Here is a 15,781-nt window from a genome sequence, read left to right on the forward strand (position 1 = left end):
ATTAAACGCTTTAGCACCGTTTTGGTGCGAATTTCTCCTGGAAACAGAGAGTTTAAATAGAGCGAAGAGGGACAGTTTATGAACAATCCGGGTTTGTTCCAAGCCAAGTGGAACCTCCGGCGATGGGCTCTGTGCAATCTACTCGCTATCGCGCTGCTGTGTTTTTGGCTGTGGCCCACGGGCCAGATGCTCTGTGTGATTTTCGACGAGTGGCTGTTTCATCTGCTCAATGACCCTCTGGCAACCAACGCAACGTGGCTGCACATTTGGGCCGTGGCCAGTTTGCGACCGTTTGATGCGGTGGTCGGGGTGATCCTGCTGTCGCTGCTGGTTCGCGGCGAATGGGTGTTCAAGGCCGTGCAGGTGCGTCAGGCGCTGTTAGGTTTTGTCGGCATTTTGTTGCTGCTGTTGTTTATCCGCATGCTGTTTTCCAAACTTGCGGCACAGATGGGCTGGCAGCACAGCAGCCCGTCGATGGTGATCGGCGGGGCCATTCAGATGAGTGATTACTTTCCTGGCCTGGAGAAGACCTGGGAGCTGAAGGACCGTTCGAGCCAAAGCTTCCCTGGGGATCATGCGTCTGTGCTGTTGATTTGGGGGATGTTCATGACGGTGTTCGCCAAGCGCATCGGCCAAGTGCTGGTGATCTGGGGCCTGGCGCTGTTGTTTATGATGCCGCGGCTGGTGGCAGGTGCGCATTGGGGGCAGGACGATTACATCGGCGGAGTGCTGCTGGCGCTGTTGGCGTTGGGCTGGGGGTATTACACGCCGTTTGCGGCAAAGGTGTCGGGCGCTTTGTTACACGTGACGACGCCGATCTTCGGGTTACTTGGCAAGCTGCCGGTGATCGGAGGATTGAGCGTCGTGCGCACATCCCCTTAACGCTGCAGGCCGAATAAGCGAGGGGGCTGGCTCCCTCCCTAATTCGGCTGGGGTTCTGCGCAATCAGTCATCACTGCCACTGCCGCGAAACTTGAAAAGGTCGCGGCGTTGCTTCTTGCTCGGCTTACCATCGGTGGTCAGGCCTGAAGCCCCCGCCTTGCGCATCGCCGCAGCATTTTCGCGCTTGGCGATGCTAGCGTCGGTCTCGGTGTAGAGCGCCTGAGCTTCAGGTGCGCCACGACGCACGATGGAAAGTGCTTGGACCACAATGGTCTTTTCATCAAAACCGGTACGAATCTGAAATTCATCGCCGACGCGTGGCTCCTTGCCCGGCTTGCAGCGCTCGCCACGATGGTGCACCTTGCCACTCTCTATCGCCGCCTTGGCCAGGGCACGGGTTTTATAGAAACGCGCGGCCCACAGCCACTTGTCCAGGCGAACCTTTTCTTCCTCTTCCTGCTTTTGAGCCACTTGAATTCCTCGCTCTGAAAAATGTCGCAACTTTACCGTTGAAACCCTTCGACGCATAAACCTCAAGGCTCACCTAAGATACGCCAGGTAGCACCCTGTTTTCGCGAGGATACGCCGTGACCGACTTTCCCACTTCACTCACCTCGCCTGACCAGCGCTGCGTAGGCTGCCAGCAAAGCGAGCCCCTGGGTTTCGATTTTGCGTTTGCCTACCAGCCTATCGTAGACCTTCGGGACCATTCGATTTTTGCCCACGAAGCCTTGGTGCGCGGTACACAAGGCGAAGGCGCGTTGTCGGTGCTTAGCCAGGTTAACGAAAGCAATCGCTACCGCTTCGACCAACGCTGCCGCACCCAGGCAATTGCCGGCGCAGCAGCCATGGGGATGCAAACCCATCTTTCCATCAATTTCATGCCCAACGCCGTGTACCGTCCGGAGTTGTGCATCCGCAGCACCCTGGAGGCGGCTCGCGCGCACAATTTCCCGCTGAACAGACTGATTTTCGAGACGCTGGAAAGCGAGCATGTAGATAACTATCGCCATTTGACGAATATTCTGCGTGAATACCGCGAATTCGGCTTCAAGACCGCCATCGACGATTTCGGAGCGGGCTATTCGGGGCTGAATCTACTGGCCGATTTCCAACCTGACTTGATCAAACTCGACATGGCTCTGATCCGCGATGTGGACCAGGATCGTGTCCGTCAGGTGATCGTCCGGGGGATTGTCACAATCTGTGAGCAGTTGAACGTTACTGTCATCGCCGAAGGCATTGAAAGTGCCGGAGAGCGAGACTTTCTGTCTGACTGTGGAATATTTCTCATGCAAGGCTACTGGTTCGCCAAGCCCGCATTCAAAGCCCTGGCCGAGGTTTCACCGAAAGCTTGGGCTAATTGACCGGTTACCCATATTGAAGACATTTGACCATTTGACCGTTGTGGGTCTGCGTGAGTGGGTGGCACTTCCCGACTTGGGAGTGGCAGGCCTGCGCGCGAAGATCGACACAGGTGCCAGCACCTCAAGCCTGCACGCCACCGATATCGAACCCTTTGAGCGCGACGGTGAGAAGTGGGTGCGCTTCACCGCACATCTGGGCAGTGTTGTGCAACTGCGCCACCGCCGCTGCGAAGCGCCCCTGGTGACGATGAAAACCATCAAGAGCTCCAACGGCCATGCGCAGGTGCGCTATGTGATCAGCACCACCCTGGCGTTGGGTGATCGGGTATGGCGGGTGGAGTTCACCCTGGCCTGCCGCAAGGCTATGCGTTACCGCTTGCTGTTGGGTTCCAAGGCGCTGATTGACGGCCAGTTGGTGGTCAACCCCGGCATCAAGTACGTTCAAGACAAGCCGGTGTTCCCGGTCTCTACTATTTCTGCCCCAGGTGCTGCATGAAGATTGCTGTGCTGTCGCGAAACCCGCGTCTGTATTCCACCCGCCGCCTGGTCGAGGCCGGCACCGAACGTGGCCACGAAATGGTGGTGATCGACACGTTGCGTGCCTATATGAACATTGCCAGCCACAAGCCGCAGATCCATTACCGAGGCAAACCGCTGGAAGGCTTTGATGCCGTAATCCCGCGGATCGGCGCTTCGGTGACGTTTTATGGCTGCGCGGTGCTGCGCCAATTCGAGATGATGGGGGTGTTCCCCTTGAACGAGTCCGTGGCCATTGCGCGCTCGCGGGACAAATTACGTTCGCTGCAACTGCTGTCGCGCCGGGGGATCGGCCTGCCGGTCACCGGGTTTGCCCACTCACCCGATGACATCCCGGACCTGATCGAGATGGTCAACGGCGCCCCACTGGTAATCAAGGTACTGGAAGGCACACAGGGCATTGGCGTAGTGCTGTGTGAAACCGCAACCGCGGCGGAGTCGGTGATCGAGGCATTCATGGGCCTCAAGCAGAACATCATGGTGCAGGAATACATCAAGGAGGCAGGGGGTGCGGATATCCGCTGCTTCGTGGTGGGCGACAAGGTAATTGCGGCAATGAAGCGCCAGGCCAAACCTGGAGAGTTTCGCTCCAACCTGCACCGCGGCGGCAGTGCCAGCCTGATCAAGATCACCCCTGAGGAGCGCATGACCGCGCTGCGGGCGGCCAAGGTGATGGGGTTGGCCGTGGCGGGGGTAGATATCCTGCGTTCGAACCACGGGCCGCTGGTGATGGAAGTCAATTCATCTCCGGGCCTGGAAGGTATCGAAACCACCACTGGCAAAGATGTGGCGGGGATCATCATTCAGCATCTAGAGAAGAATGGTGGGCCGAATATGACCAGGACCAAGGGCAAGGGCTGATAAAACGCAGTCTGTGGCACACGTAAACCAAATGTGGGAGGGGGCTTGCTCCCGATAGCGGTGGATCAGCCAGCTTATTGGTAGCTGACCCACTGCAATCGGGAGCAAGCCCCCTCCCACATTTTGATCTGCGTTGTTTGTTAGACCGCGTCTCTGGGCAACATCAAGCCCAACGGCAAACGCACCCGCGCCTCAAGGCCGCCGCCTTCGCGATTACGCAACTCAACATTGCCACCATGCATCGAGGCAATTCGTCGCACGATTGCCAGCCCAAGCCCCGTGCCTTTGCCACCGCGTGCACGGTCCCCACGAGTAAACGGGTTGAAGATACCCTCCAGTTCCGCCGGGTCGATCCCCGTGCCACGGTCCATCACACTCAGCACCACATAAGGTGCGGCGCTGTCGCCCGAAACGTACGCCGCCACTTCCACATCAGAGCCGGCGTGATGCAAGGCGTTGCCAATCAAATTGTTCAACAGGCGCTTCATCGACACACGTCGCAACGCAAACGGCTGGATCGGCTCAAGGCGCATCCGTACCTGTTCGCCGTTCTGGTTATAAGGCGCAACCACCTCGCGCACCAAATCCGTCAGGTCGACTTCCTCAACCACCTCATCACGGCCATCGCGGATAAACGCCAGAAACTGATCGAGAATCGCGTCCATGTCCTCGATATCGCGGACCATGTCGTCGGTCAGATCGGTATGGTTGTCCATCAACTCCAGGGACAGTCGCAAGCGTGTCAGCGGCGTGCGCAGGTCGTGAGAGACACCGGCCAGCATCAACTCGCGTTCGCGCCCGGCCTGTTCGACATCCTCTGCCATCTGGTTGAACGCGCCGTATACCTCGGTCATTTCACTCGGTGTATCGCTGACCGGCAGGCGCACGCTACGCCCCTGACCCAATTGCCGGGCGGCGAACACCAATCGTTTAAGGGGTTGGTTGAGCTGGCGCACAAAGATCCACGCGGATGCTGTGGAAAGCAGCCCGATCGCCAAAAACCAGCCCAACACGTTCCAGATCTTCTGCCCCCGCAAAGGATGAGGGTACAGCGGTACTTTCAGCCAGTCCTCACCCAGGCTCGGCGCACGTACCCACAATGCAGGAGACACATGCATACGCAGCCGTACTTCGGTGTCTTCACCCAGTTCGGCCTGCATTTGGCGCTGGTAAATCTCGCTGTAAGGCCAATGTTGCTCGCCCTCCGGCACACCCGCCCCCGCCACGCGCACCAGAGTGGCGGCCTTGGCAATCTTCTCGCGGTTCTCGGGATCGGCGGCCCAATAGGCGCGCAGCGTCAAAGCCACACCGTGGCTGTACTGTCGATCCACCAGCACATCTTCGTTCATCAGCAGATAAACCAGCGTGAGCGCTTTGGAAAACAGAACGACGATCAGCACCAGCCAAAGGGTGCGGGAGAAGAAACTTTGTGGGAACCACAGCGGGGTTTTCATAGATGAAAGCTGGACACCTTGCAGGAACGAGTGGCGCTCGCAGAATTGCAGACGCCGGGCATCCCGTCGACCCTCATGGAGTCAAACGCCAGGATGCCCGCCCTGCAAATCATCGATCACTTGGTTGCGGTGCCATCCGGCACAAACACATAACCCACGCCCCAGACAGTCTGGATATAACGTGGCTTGGAAGGGTCCGGCTCGATCATCCGGCGCAGACGGGAAATTTGCACGTCGATGGAGCGCTCCAGGGCGTCCCATTCACGACCACGAGCCAGGTTCATCAGCTTGTCGCGTGTCAGCGGCTGGCGAGCGTTCATCACCAGCGCCTTGAGCACGGCGAATTCGCCGGTGGTGAGCATGTGCACTTCATCGCCGCGCTTGAGTTCGCGGGTCGCCAGCGACAGTTCGTAGTCGCCGAAGGTAACGCTTTCGTCTTCGCTGCCTGGCGCGCCCGGTACTGGCGGTGCCTGACGGCGCAATACGGCTTTGACCCGCGCCATCAACTCATCCGGATTGAAGGGTTTGGCCAGGTAGTCATCGGCGCCCAGTTCAAGGCCCTTGATGCGGCTCAGCTCATCGCCCTTGGCGGTGAGCATGATGATTGGAATCTGATTGTTCGCGCCGCGCAGGCGTTTGCATGCGGTCAGGCCATCTTCGCCGGGCAGCATCAGGTCAAGTACGACCAGGTTGAATACTTCGCGCCCCAGGAGGCGATCCATCTGCTCGGTGTTCGGCACCGCGCGGGCACGGTAGCCCTTGGAATTGAAGAAACGCTCCAGCAGGCTGCTCAGCCCTGGATCGTCATCAACGATGAGAATTTTTTCGCCTTCAGCAGTTTGTGCAGTGCTGCTCATTAGATGCTCCTCTTATCTCGGCGCGCATTATGGCGTAGCTGTCGTTATACGCACCGTGTGCATTGTTAGCAGATTTTTCCTCAACTGCCAGCAAACCCGCGCCCTACAACCACCCGCGCAGTAGCCCTCAAGGACAAAACGCTGGTTATAATGCGGCGCCCTCATACAGGGCGACGTCAGATCGTTACCTTTTTACTGCCAAGCTTTTTTACCCGCTTGTCGCGATTTTTCCGATTTCGAGGGTCAATAGGCTGCCTCTTGACCCAGGCAGCGGCGCCAGTCGGGCCGCTCAACCAGCTGCGCAAGGCCTTGTTTTCCGGGCCTGCAAGCTGCTTCTAAGAATTTCAGGTGGTTTTATGGACAGCATCAACAGCCGCATCGCCGAGGAACTCGGTGTACGCCCACAACAGGTCGAAGCGGCCGTCGCTCTACTGGATGAAGGCTCCACGGTGCCCTTCATCGCCCGTTACCGAAAAGAAGTGACAGGCAGCCTCGACGACATCCAACTGCGTCACCTGGAAGAGCGCCTGCGCTACCTGCGAGAACTCGACGAACGGCGTATCAGCATCCTCGCCAGCATCGAGGAACAGGGCAAGCTGACCCCGCAGCTTGAGCGCGACATCAAGCTCGCCGACACCAAAACCCGCCTCGAAGACCTTTACCTGCCCTACAAACAAAAGCGCCGCACCAAGGGCCAGATCGCCCTCGAAGCCGGCCTGGGCGAACTGGCCGACGGCCTGTTCAACGACCCGTCGCTGACCCCGGACACCGAAGCCGCGCGCTTCGTCAACGCTGAAAAAGGCGTTGCCGATGTCAAGGCAGCCCTCGAAGGCGCCAAGTACATCCTCATGGAGCGCTTCGCCGAAAACGCCAGCCTTCTGGAAAAGCTGCGTACCTACCTCAAGCAGGAAGCCATCATCAGCGCTCGCGTCATCGCCGGCAAAGAGGAAGAAGGCGCCAAATTCCGCGATTACTTCGAACACGACGAACCGCTCAAGAGCATGCCGTCCCACCGTGCACTGGCGATTTTCCGTGGCCGCAACGAAGGCATTCTCAGCTCCGCACTCAAAGTCGGCGACGAGCTGCCGGGCACCATGCACCCGTGCGAAGGCATGATCGGTCAACAATTCGGCATCCAGAATCAGAATCGTCCTGCTGATAAGTGGCTCGGTGAAGTAGTGCGCTGGACCTGGAAGGTCAAGCTCTACACCCACCTGGAAACCGACCTGCTGGGCGAATTGCGCGACGGCGCCGAAACCGAAGCGATCAACGTCTTCGCCCACAACCTGCACGACCTACTGCTGGCCGCACCAGCCGGCCCGCGCGCCACCCTGGGCCTCGACCCGGGCCTGCGCACCGGCTGCAAGGTCGCCGTGGTCGATGCCACCGGCAAGCTGCTGGACCACGCAACCGTGTACCCGCACGTGCCGCATAACAAGTGGGACCAGACCCTCGCGATTCTGGCCGCCCTGTGCGCCAAGCATTCGGTGGACCTGATCGCCATCGGCAACGGCACCGCCAGCCGTGAAACCGACAAGCTTGCCGCCGAACTGATCAAAAAATACCCAGCCATGAAGATGACCAAGGTAATGGTCTCCGAGGCGGGCGCTTCGGTGTACTCGGCGTCGGAACTGGCTTCCAAGGAATTCCCGGACCTCGACGTGTCGATCCGTGGCGCGGTATCCATCGCCCGTCGCCTGCAGGATCCGCTGGCCGAACTGGTGAAGATTGACCCTAAATCCATCGGTGTCGGCCAGTACCAGCACGACGTGTCACAGCTGAAGCTGGCGCGTGGCCTGGATGCGGTGGTGGAAGACTGCGTGAACAAGGTTGGCGTGGATGTAAACACTGCCTCAGTCGCGCTGTTGGCCCGTATCTCCGGCCTGAACACCACGCTGGCGCAGAATATCGTCACTCACCGAGACGAAAACGGCGCGTTCAAAACCCGCGCCGCGTTGAAAAAGGTCGCTCGACTGGGCGAGAAAACCTTCGAGCAAGCCGCCGGTTTCCTACGCGTAATGAACGGTGACAACCCGCTGGATTCCTCGGCCGTTCACCCGGAAGCGTATCCGCTGGTGCAACGCATCGCCGCCGAGACCGACCGCGACATCCGTTCGCTGATCGGTGACGCTGCGTTCCTCAAGCGCCTGGACCCGAAGAAGTACACCGACGAAACGTTCGGCGTACCGACCATCACCGACATCCTGCAAGAGCTTGAAAAGCCTGGCCGCGACCCACGTCCTGAGTTCAAGACCGCCGAGTTCCAGGACGGCGTCGAAGACCTCAAGGATCTGGAGCTGGGCATGATCCTGGAGGGTGTGGTGACCAACGTGACCAACTTTGGCGCGTTTGTGGACATCGGCGTGCATCAGGATGGTTTGGTGCATATCTCCGCACTTTCGGAGAAGTTCATTAAAGACCCACGTGAAGCGGTGAAAGCCGGTGATGTGGTCAAGGTCAAGGTCATGGAAGTCGACATCCCGCGCAAACGCGTTGGTTTGTCGATGCGTATGAGCGACACCCCCGGCGAGAAAATCGACGGTGCCCGTGGCGCACGCCCAGGCTCGGCGCCGCGCCAGTCGCAGAACCGTTCCGAAAGCAGTCAACCGCGCAAGGAAACCGCAACCGCGGCGCCAAGCAACAATGCCATGGCCTCGCTGTTCGCCAACGCCAAGCAGTTGAAGAAACGTTGATGGAAATCCCGGCCGGTTTGACTCAGAGCGCCTTCAGCGAACTGATCGGCTGCCGCCTGCAACGCCTGGAAGAAGGCGTTGCCGAGATGGCCCTGACCCTGGAGCCGCACCTGCGCAACCGCGCGGGCAAGCTCCATGGCGGGGCGATTTTCAGCCTGGTAGACATCACCATGGGGCTGGCCTGTTCCAGTTCCCATGGTTTCGACCAGCAGAGCGCGACCATCGAGTGCAAGATCAACTACATCCGCGCCGTGGAAGACGGGGATGTGCTGTGCACCAGCCGTGTGATTCACGCCGGCCGGCGCACCCTGGTGGTCGAAGCCGATGTGTATCAGGAGGAACGACTTGTCGCAAAAGCACAGGGCACCTTCGCTGTCCTATAGCTCACCACCCACGATTTGAGTTAATTTCGGCGCTGCGATAACGGCGTCGGAATTTTCCTGCTGCGCTATGGCCCAATTCATGGAGTGAAGTAGGCTTTTTTACCGCGGGTCAAATCGACTCACAACCAGGCGATCACGCCAGTTTTAACTTCACCCTTGTAGACCGTCCTGCCCACCCCCATATTGGGGCGACTGACGCGTGAAGGAATCCAACTTGAGCGAACTTCTCAACCGCCGCCTGGCTCTGCTCGGCAAGCGCGAACACCTCTCCCTGCTAGAGCAGTGCCTGCATGGCATCGAGCGTGAGTGCCTACGTGTCACGGGTGAAGGTCGCCTGGCGCAAACGCCGCACCCGGAAGCCCTGGGCGCCGCGTTGACCCACGAACAGATCACCACCGACTACTCGGAATCGCTGCTGGAGTTCATCACCCCAGCCCTGCCCAACCCGGCCGATACCCTGAGCAGCCTGGACAGGATCCACCGCTTTGCCTACACCAAGCTGGGCAGCGAATACCTGTGGAGCCCCTCGATGCCGTGCCCGTTGCCGGCCGAGGAAGATATTCCGATTGCCTACTACGGCACCTCCAATATCGGACAGCTCAAGTACGTGTACCGCAAGGGCCTGGCCCTGCGTTACGGCAAGACCATGCAGTGCATCGCCGGCATCCACTACAACTTTTCCCTGCCGGAACAGTTGTGGCCGTTGCTCAAGGAAACTGAAGGGTTCGTCGGCACCGACCGCGACTATCAGTCCACGGCTTACATCGCGCTGATCCGCAACTTCCGCCGTTACAGCTGGCTGCTGATGTACCTGTTCGGTGCCTCACCGGCGCTGGACGCGGGTTTCCTGCGCGGTCGCTCGCACCAGCTGGAAGTGCTCGACGCCGACACCCTCTACCTGCCCTACGCCACCAGCCTGCGCATGAGTGACCTGGGTTACCAGAGCAACGCCCAGGCCGGCCTGACGCCGTGCTACAACGACTTGGCGAGCTACACCGACAGCCTGCGCGAAGCGGTGGCAACGCCCTACGCGCCTTACGTCGAAATCGGCACGCACAAGGACGGTGAGTGGGTACAGCTCAACACCAACATCCTGCAGATCGAAAACGAGTACTACTCCAACATCCGCCCCAAGCGCGTGACCTACACCGGTGAACGACCAATCCAGGCGCTGGTGGCACGCGGCATTCAGTACATCGAAGTGCGTTGCCTGGACATCAACCCGTTCTTGCCGATGGGCATCGACCTGCCCGAGTCGCGCTTCCTCGACGCGTTCCTGCTGTACTGCGCGCTGAACGACAGCCCGTTGTTCGCCAACAACGCGTGCGGCAATGCCACCGCCAACTTCCTCAGCGTGGTCAAGGAAGGTCGCCGTCCGGGCCTGCAATTGCAGCGCGACGGCGCGCCGGTGGACATGAAGGAATGGGCCACCGAGCTGTTGGAGAAGATTGCACCGTTGGCCGCCCTGCTCGATCAGAGCCATGGCATCAGCGAGCACAGCCAGGCGCTGGACGCCCAGCTTGCTAAGGTCAACGACCCATCGCTGACCCCTTCAGCGCAGGTACTGGCCGCGATGGCCGAGCGCAAAGAGAGTTTCGCGCAGTTCTCCCTGCATCAGAGCGAGTTGCATGCCGAGTATTTCCGCCGTGAGCCGTTGCCCGCAGAAGAGCAGGCGCGCTTTGAGGACCTGGCGCGCAAATCGCTGGCGCAACAGGCGGAACTGGAGCAGAACGAAGTGGGCGATTTTGATGTGTTTGTGGGGTCGTACCAGGCCAGCATTCTCGCCATCAGTAACTAACTGAAGCCGACCCGGCTCAAAATGTGGGAGGGGGCTTGCCCCCGATAGCAGAGCGTCAGTCACCCATCAGTGGCTGAGCTACCGCCATCGGGCGCAAGCCCCCTCCCACATTTGCCCTCATCAAGCTCAAGACTTGCTTCAACCTTTCCCCACATAAGCTAATTCGAAAATGTTATTTATTTTCGGATTCTTAGATCATTTAGTCTCCTCTCACGCCGACCCTCGGCCGCCTGATTGAGGAGCTTCCCCTTGAAACTTTTAACCCCCCTGCGCCTCTTGGCGGCGTTGTCCCTGGCCGGTGCCAGCCTGTTTGCCCAGGCGGCGGATGTGACCATCGCTTACCAGACCACCGTGGATCCGGCCAAAGTCGCCCAGGCCGACGGCGCGTATGAAAAAGCCACCAACGCCAAAATTGATTGGCGCAAATTCGACAATGGCGCCGACATCATTGCCGCCATCGCCTCCGGTGACGTGCAGATCGGCTACCTCGGTTCCAGCCCGCTGACCGCGGCGATCACCCGCAAAGTGCCAGTGGAAACCTTCCTCGTCGCCACCCAGATTGGCGGTGCCGAAGCCCTGGTGGCACGCACCGGTTCGGGGATCAACAGCCCCCAGGACCTGATCGGCAAAAAGATCGCCGTGCCCTTCGTCTCCACTGGCCACTACAGCCTGTTGGCCGCACTCAAGCACTGGAACATCGACCCGTCGAAAGTGACCATCCTCAACCTCGCGCCACCGGCGATCATCGCCGCCTGGAAGCGCGGTGATATCGACGCCACCTACGTGTGGGATCCCGCGTTGGGTGTGGCCAAGGAGAACGGCAAAGTGCTGATCACCTCTGGCGAGCTGGCCAAGTTCGGCGCGCCAACGTTCGATGCGTGGATCGTGCGTAAGGATTTTGCCGAGAAGCACCCGGAAATCGTCACGGCCTTCGCCAAAGTCACTCTGGATGCCTACGCCGCCTACCGCAAAGACCCACAAGCCTGGCTCGCCGACAAAGGCAACGTCGACAAGCTGGTGAAGCTATCCGGCGCTAAGGCCAGCGATATCCCGCTGTTGTTGCAAGGCAACGTCTACCCGCTGGCCGCTGACCAAGTGACCCTGCTGGGCGCCCCGACTACCAAGGCCGTGACCGATACGGCTGCGTTCCTCAAGGAACAAGGCAAGGTCGACGCCGTGCTGCCGGACTACGCGCCTTACGTCAGCGCCAAGTTCATTACTAACTGAGGAGTTCATCGCGATGGCCTTGCTACAACTGGAGCGCATCAGCGCACAGTACCCAGGCGCCCCGGAACCGGTACTGGCGGATATTTCACTCGACCTTGGGCCCCAGCAATTGCTGGTGGCCCTCGGGCCGTCCGGCAGTGGCAAGACCTCGCTGTTGAACCTGATTGCCGGTTTTGTCGAACCTTCTGCCGGGCGCATTACCCTTGATGGCGTGCCGGTCAAAGGCCCCAGCGCCGAGCGTGGTGTGGTGTTCCAGGACGATGCGTTGCTGCCCTGGCAGGATGTGTTGGCCAATGTCGGCTTCGGCCTCGAATTGGCCGGCGTACCCAAGGCCCAACGTGAAGTACGTGCCAGGGAAATGCTCGCGCTGGTGGACCTGGCGGGTTTCGACAGCCGCCGTATCTGGCAGCTCTCCGGCGGCCAGAAGCAACGCGTCGGCCTGGCGCGCGCCTTGGCGGCAGACCCGCGTGTGCTGCTGATGGACGAACCCTTCGGCGCCCTCGATGCCTTCACCCGCGAACAGATGCAGGAGTTGTTGCTGCAAGTCTGGCGACGCACGGCCAAGCCTGTATTCCTGATTACCCATGACATCGAAGAAGCCGTGTTCCTCGCCACTGATTTGATCCTGCTGGCGCCCAACCCAGGCCAGATCGTGGAACGCCTGCACCTGGACTTCGGCCAACGCTATGCGGCGGGTGAATCGGCGCGGGCGATCAAGTCCGACCCGCGCTTTATCGAGACCCGCGAACACGTGCTGGGCAAAGTGTTCTCCCAACGGCAGGTGTCCGCATGAGCAGCTACGAACTTCCCGCCACCGCCGCCAAGCCGGTGACGCACGCGGTCATTGCGGTGCGCCGCAGCTTAAGCACACGCTGGATCAGCCTGCTGACACTGGCCGCGCTCCTGGCAATTTGGTGGGGGGTGACCGCCACCGGTTTGATCGAACCGCTGTTCCTGCCACCGCCGTCCGCCGTGCTGCAAAAAGGCTGGTTGCTCGCGACCACGGGCTATATGGACTCCACTCTGTGGCAACACCTGGGCGCGAGCCTCAGCCGTATCGGCCTGGGCCTGGGCTTCGCGGTGCTGACCGCCGTGCCGGTGGGCATCGCCATCGGTTCCAATCGCATTGCCCGAGGCATTCTCGACCCGCTGATCGAGTTCTACCGACCGATTCCACCTTTGGCCTACCTGCCGCTGATTGTGATTTGGTGCGGCATCGGTGAGCTGTCTAAAGTGCTGCTGATTTACCTCGCGATCTTCGCACCGATTGCCATCGCCACCGCGACCGGCGTACGCACCGTCGACCCGGCCAAATTGCGCGCCGCGCAGTCGTTGGGCGCCACCCGCGCCCAGCTGATTCGCCATGTGATCCTGCCAAGCGCCCTGCCTGACATCCTCACCGGCGTGCGCATCGGACTGGGTGTGGGCTGGTCGACCTTGGTCGCTGCCGAGCTGATCGCCGCCACAAGCGGCCTGGGCTTTATGGTGCAGTCGGCGGCGCAGTTCCTGGTCACCGATGTGGTGGTGCTGGGGATCCTGGTGATCGCTCTGATCGCCTTCGCCATGGAAATGGGCCTGCGTGCCCTGCAGCGTAAGTTAGTGCCTTGGCATGGCCAGGCACATTGAGTGAGAACCGCATGAGCAGCCTGACCCTTACCCCATTGAGCACTGCCTTGGGCGCCCAGATCAGTGGCGTCGATATTACCCAGCCGCTGAGCGCCGAACACCGCGATGCCATCGAGCAGGCGTTACTCAGCCACTCGGTGCTGTTCTTCCGTGGCCAGCCGATCACCCCGCAGCAACAAGCGCGGTTCGCCGCGAATTTTGGCGACCTGCATATTCATCCGATCTACCCCAACGTGCCGGAACAGCCCGAAGTGCTGATCCTCGACACCGCCGTCACCGACGTGCGCGACAACGCCGTGTGGCACACCGACGTGACCTTCCTGCCCACCCCGGCGCTCGGCGCGGTGCTTAGCGCCAAGCTGCTGCCGGCGTTTGGTGGCGACACGTTGTGGGCCAGTGGTATTGCGGCGTATGAGGCGTTGTCCGAGCCGTTGAAGGCGTTGCTCAATGGCCTAACCGCCACCCACGATTTCACCAAGTCTTTTCCGCTGGAGCGCTTCGGCAACACCGCCGAAGACCTGTTGCGCTGGGAAGAAACCCGTAGGAAGAACCCGCCGCTGTCGCACCCGGTCGTGCGCACGCATCCGGTGAGCGGGCGTAAGTCGCTGTTTGTCAGTGAGGGGTTTACCACCAGGATCAATGAGCTTGAGCCCGCAGAGAGCGAAGCGATCCTGAAGCTGCTGTTTGCCCATGCGACACGGCCGGAATTCACGATCCGCTGGCGCTGGCAGGAGAACGACGTGGCCTTCTGGGACAACCGCGTGACCCAGCACTACGCGGTGGATGACTACCGGCCGCAGCGGCGGGTGATGCATCGGGCGACGATTCTTGGGGACGTGCCGTTCTAAACCACACAGCACATCAAATGTGGGAGGGGGCTTGCCCCCTCCTACATTGACCGAGTCATACCAAATTATTCAGCGGTCGATGGCTTTTCCCACAGGTTAATCCCGCCTTCCTGCGCAAACCGATCGATTTCCGCCAGTTCTTCCGCACTGAAGCTCAAGTTCTTCAACGCTCCGACGTTCTCGATAATCTGCTCCGGCCGGCTCGCGCCGATCAGCGCACTGGTGACCCGTGGATCACGCAACGTCCACGCCAGTGCCAGTTGCGCCAGGCTCTGACCACGGCGCTGGGCGATTTCGTTCAGCGCACGCACATGGGCGATGTTGGCGTCGGACAAGTGCTTGGCCTGCAACGAACCACCGCCCGGGCGATTGACCCGTGCATCAGCCGGCACGCCGTTGAGGTACTTGTCGGTCAACAAACCCTGAGCCAGTGGCGTAAAAGCGATCACACCGGCGCCGAGTTCCTCGGTGGTGTCGAGCAGGTCTTTTTCCACCCAGCGGTTGAGCAGGTTGTAGGCCGGCTGGTGGATCAGCAGCGGTACCTTCCACTCCTTGAGCAGCGCAGCGATTTCGCGAGTCTTCACGCCGGAATACGACGAAATGCCGATGTACAACGCCTTGCCTTGTTGCACGGCGGTGGCGAGGGCGCTGGCGGTTTCTTCAAGCGGGGTGTCGGCGTCAAAGCGGTGGGAGTAGAAAATATCCACATAGTCGACGCCCAGGCGCTGCAGGCTTTGGTCCAGGCTGGCCAGCACGTATTTGCGCGAACCGCCGCCCTGGCCGTAAGGGCCGGGCCACATGTCCCAACCGGCCTTGCTGGAGATAATCAATTCGTCGCGGTACTGCTTGAAGTCTTCACGCAGCAAACGACCGAAATTGATCTCGGCGCTGCCGTAGGGCGGGCCGTAGTTATTAGCCAGGTCGAAGTGGTTGATACCCAGGTCGAACGCCGTGCGCAACAGGGCGCGCTGGGTGTCGATCGGGGTGCTGTCGCCAAAGTTGTGCCACAGCCCCAGGGACAGTGCAGGCAGCACCAATCCACTGCGGCCTACGCGGCGATACGGAATAGATTCATAGCGGTTTTCGGCAGCAATGTACGTCATCGAATCCTCTCTGGGTCTAGGGCAAATAAGGCCTGGGAATAAGGTTATTCCCAGGCCTTTTAACCAGCTGAATCGCTTAAGTCTGCCCTTTCGTTGTACAGCAAAGTCCTACGCCAGAGGAACGATAAGACTCATAAAAAACTGC

The 15,781-nt window shown here is 60.1% G+C and carries 15 protein-coding genes; 11 read left to right on the plus strand and 4 right to left on the minus strand.

The features are described 5' to 3' along the window. Nucleotides 1–78: 78 nt before the first annotated feature. Complete coding sequence (locus tag ACVWXD_RS23415; protein WP_122682158.1) at nt 79–882, plus strand: phosphatase PAP2 family protein; 804 nt, start codon at nt 79–81, stop codon at nt 880–882. A gap of 63 nt (nt 883–945) precedes the next feature. Here ACVWXD_RS23415 and ACVWXD_RS23420 read toward each other — a convergent pair whose 3' ends face one another. Next, the gene (locus tag ACVWXD_RS23420; protein ID WP_032884944.1) at nt 946–1,353 is read right to left on the minus strand and encodes an RNA-binding S4 domain-containing protein; all 408 of its coding nucleotides are present in this window, start codon (nt 1,351–1,353) and stop codon (nt 946–948) included. Nucleotides 1,354–1,469: 116 nt separating this feature from the next. Between ACVWXD_RS23420 and rimA the strand changes: the two genes are divergently transcribed. The 3 genes from rimA to rimK are packed head-to-tail and all read left to right on the plus strand — an operon-like array spanning nt 1,470 to nt 3,647. Continuing rightward, nucleotides 1,470–2,249 (plus strand): S6 modification regulatory phosphodiesterase RimA, encoded by a 780-nt coding sequence (gene rimA, locus ACVWXD_RS23425; protein WP_032884942.1) that lies wholly within the window; start codon nt 1,470–1,472, stop codon nt 2,247–2,249. A gap of 13 nt (nt 2,250–2,262) precedes the next feature. Then, entirely contained in the window at nt 2,263–2,745 is a 483-nt protein-coding gene (gene rimB / locus ACVWXD_RS23430) for a retropepsin-like aspartic endopeptidase RimB (RefSeq protein ID WP_032884940.1), read from the plus strand. Next, the gene (rimK, locus tag ACVWXD_RS23435; RefSeq protein ID WP_003171022.1) at nt 2,742–3,647 is read left to right on the plus strand and encodes a 30S ribosomal protein S6--L-glutamate ligase; all 906 of its coding nucleotides are present in this window, start codon (nt 2,742–2,744) and stop codon (nt 3,645–3,647) included. Before rimB ends, rimK begins: the two co-directional genes overlap by 4 nt. 140 nt (nt 3,648–3,787) lie before the next feature. On the opposite strand, the gene ACVWXD_RS23440 is transcribed toward rimK, so the two are convergent. Together ACVWXD_RS23440 and ompR are read right to left on the minus strand one after the other, a co-directional pair. Beyond that, nucleotides 3,788–5,101 carry an ATP-binding protein gene (locus tag ACVWXD_RS23440; RefSeq protein ID WP_032884939.1) on the minus strand — a complete coding sequence of 438 codons (1,314 nt, stop codon included), beginning with the start codon at nt 5,099–5,101 and terminating at the stop codon, nt 3,788–3,790. Nucleotides 5,102–5,217: 116 nt separating this feature from the next. Then, nucleotides 5,218–5,958 (minus strand): osmolarity response regulator transcription factor OmpR, encoded by a 741-nt coding sequence (gene ompR / locus ACVWXD_RS23445; RefSeq protein ID WP_015373500.1) that lies wholly within the window; start codon nt 5,956–5,958, stop codon nt 5,218–5,220. Between the two features lie 356 nt (nt 5,959–6,314). On the opposite strand from ompR, the gene ACVWXD_RS23450 reads away from it, so the two are divergent. The 7 genes from ACVWXD_RS23450 to tauD all read left to right on the plus strand — a co-directional run bounded on the left by ACVWXD_RS23450 (nt 6,315) and on the right by tauD (nt 14,533). Next, entirely contained in the window at nt 6,315–8,651 is a 2,337-nt protein-coding gene (locus ACVWXD_RS23450; protein WP_095186289.1) for a Tex family protein, read from the plus strand. Then, on the plus strand, nt 8,651–9,034 hold the full coding sequence (locus ACVWXD_RS23455; RefSeq protein WP_457371375.1) for a PaaI family thioesterase: 384 nt from the start codon (nt 8,651–8,653) through the stop codon (nt 9,032–9,034). Before ACVWXD_RS23450 ends, ACVWXD_RS23455 begins: the two co-directional genes overlap by 1 nt. Nucleotides 9,035–9,248: 214 nt before the next feature. After that, nucleotides 9,249–10,832 carry a glutamate--cysteine ligase gene (gshA, locus tag ACVWXD_RS23460; RefSeq protein WP_457371376.1) on the plus strand — a complete coding sequence of 528 codons (1,584 nt, stop codon included), beginning with the start codon at nt 9,249–9,251 and terminating at the stop codon, nt 10,830–10,832. Between the two features lie 249 nt (nt 10,833–11,081). Further along, the gene (tauA, locus tag ACVWXD_RS23465; RefSeq protein ID WP_122756734.1) at nt 11,082–12,059 is read left to right on the plus strand and encodes a taurine ABC transporter substrate-binding protein; all 978 of its coding nucleotides are present in this window, start codon (nt 11,082–11,084) and stop codon (nt 12,057–12,059) included. A 13-nt stretch (nt 12,060–12,072) separates the two neighbouring features. Further along, the gene (gene tauB, locus ACVWXD_RS23470; protein WP_032884932.1) at nt 12,073–12,852 is read left to right on the plus strand and encodes a taurine ABC transporter ATP-binding subunit; all 780 of its coding nucleotides are present in this window, start codon (nt 12,073–12,075) and stop codon (nt 12,850–12,852) included. Next, nucleotides 12,849–13,685, plus strand: coding sequence for a taurine ABC transporter permease TauC (tauC, locus tag ACVWXD_RS23475; protein WP_032884931.1), 837 nt, complete (start codon nt 12,849–12,851; stop codon nt 13,683–13,685). The genes tauB and tauC overlap by 4 nt, the downstream gene beginning before the upstream one ends. Before the next feature lie 11 nt (nt 13,686–13,696). After that, nucleotides 13,697–14,533 carry a taurine dioxygenase gene (tauD, locus tag ACVWXD_RS23480; protein WP_260368042.1) on the plus strand — a complete coding sequence of 279 codons (837 nt, stop codon included), beginning with the start codon at nt 13,697–13,699 and terminating at the stop codon, nt 14,531–14,533. Between the two features lie 65 nt (nt 14,534–14,598). Here the strand turns inward: tauD and mgrA are convergent, their stop codons facing one another. Further along, entirely contained in the window at nt 14,599–15,636 is a 1,038-nt protein-coding gene (gene mgrA / locus ACVWXD_RS23485; protein ID WP_457371377.1) for an L-glyceraldehyde 3-phosphate reductase, read from the minus strand. Between the last annotated feature and the right edge of the window lie 145 nt (nt 15,637–15,781).

The sequence above is a fragment of the Pseudomonas sp. TE3911 genome (assembly GCF_054062775.1).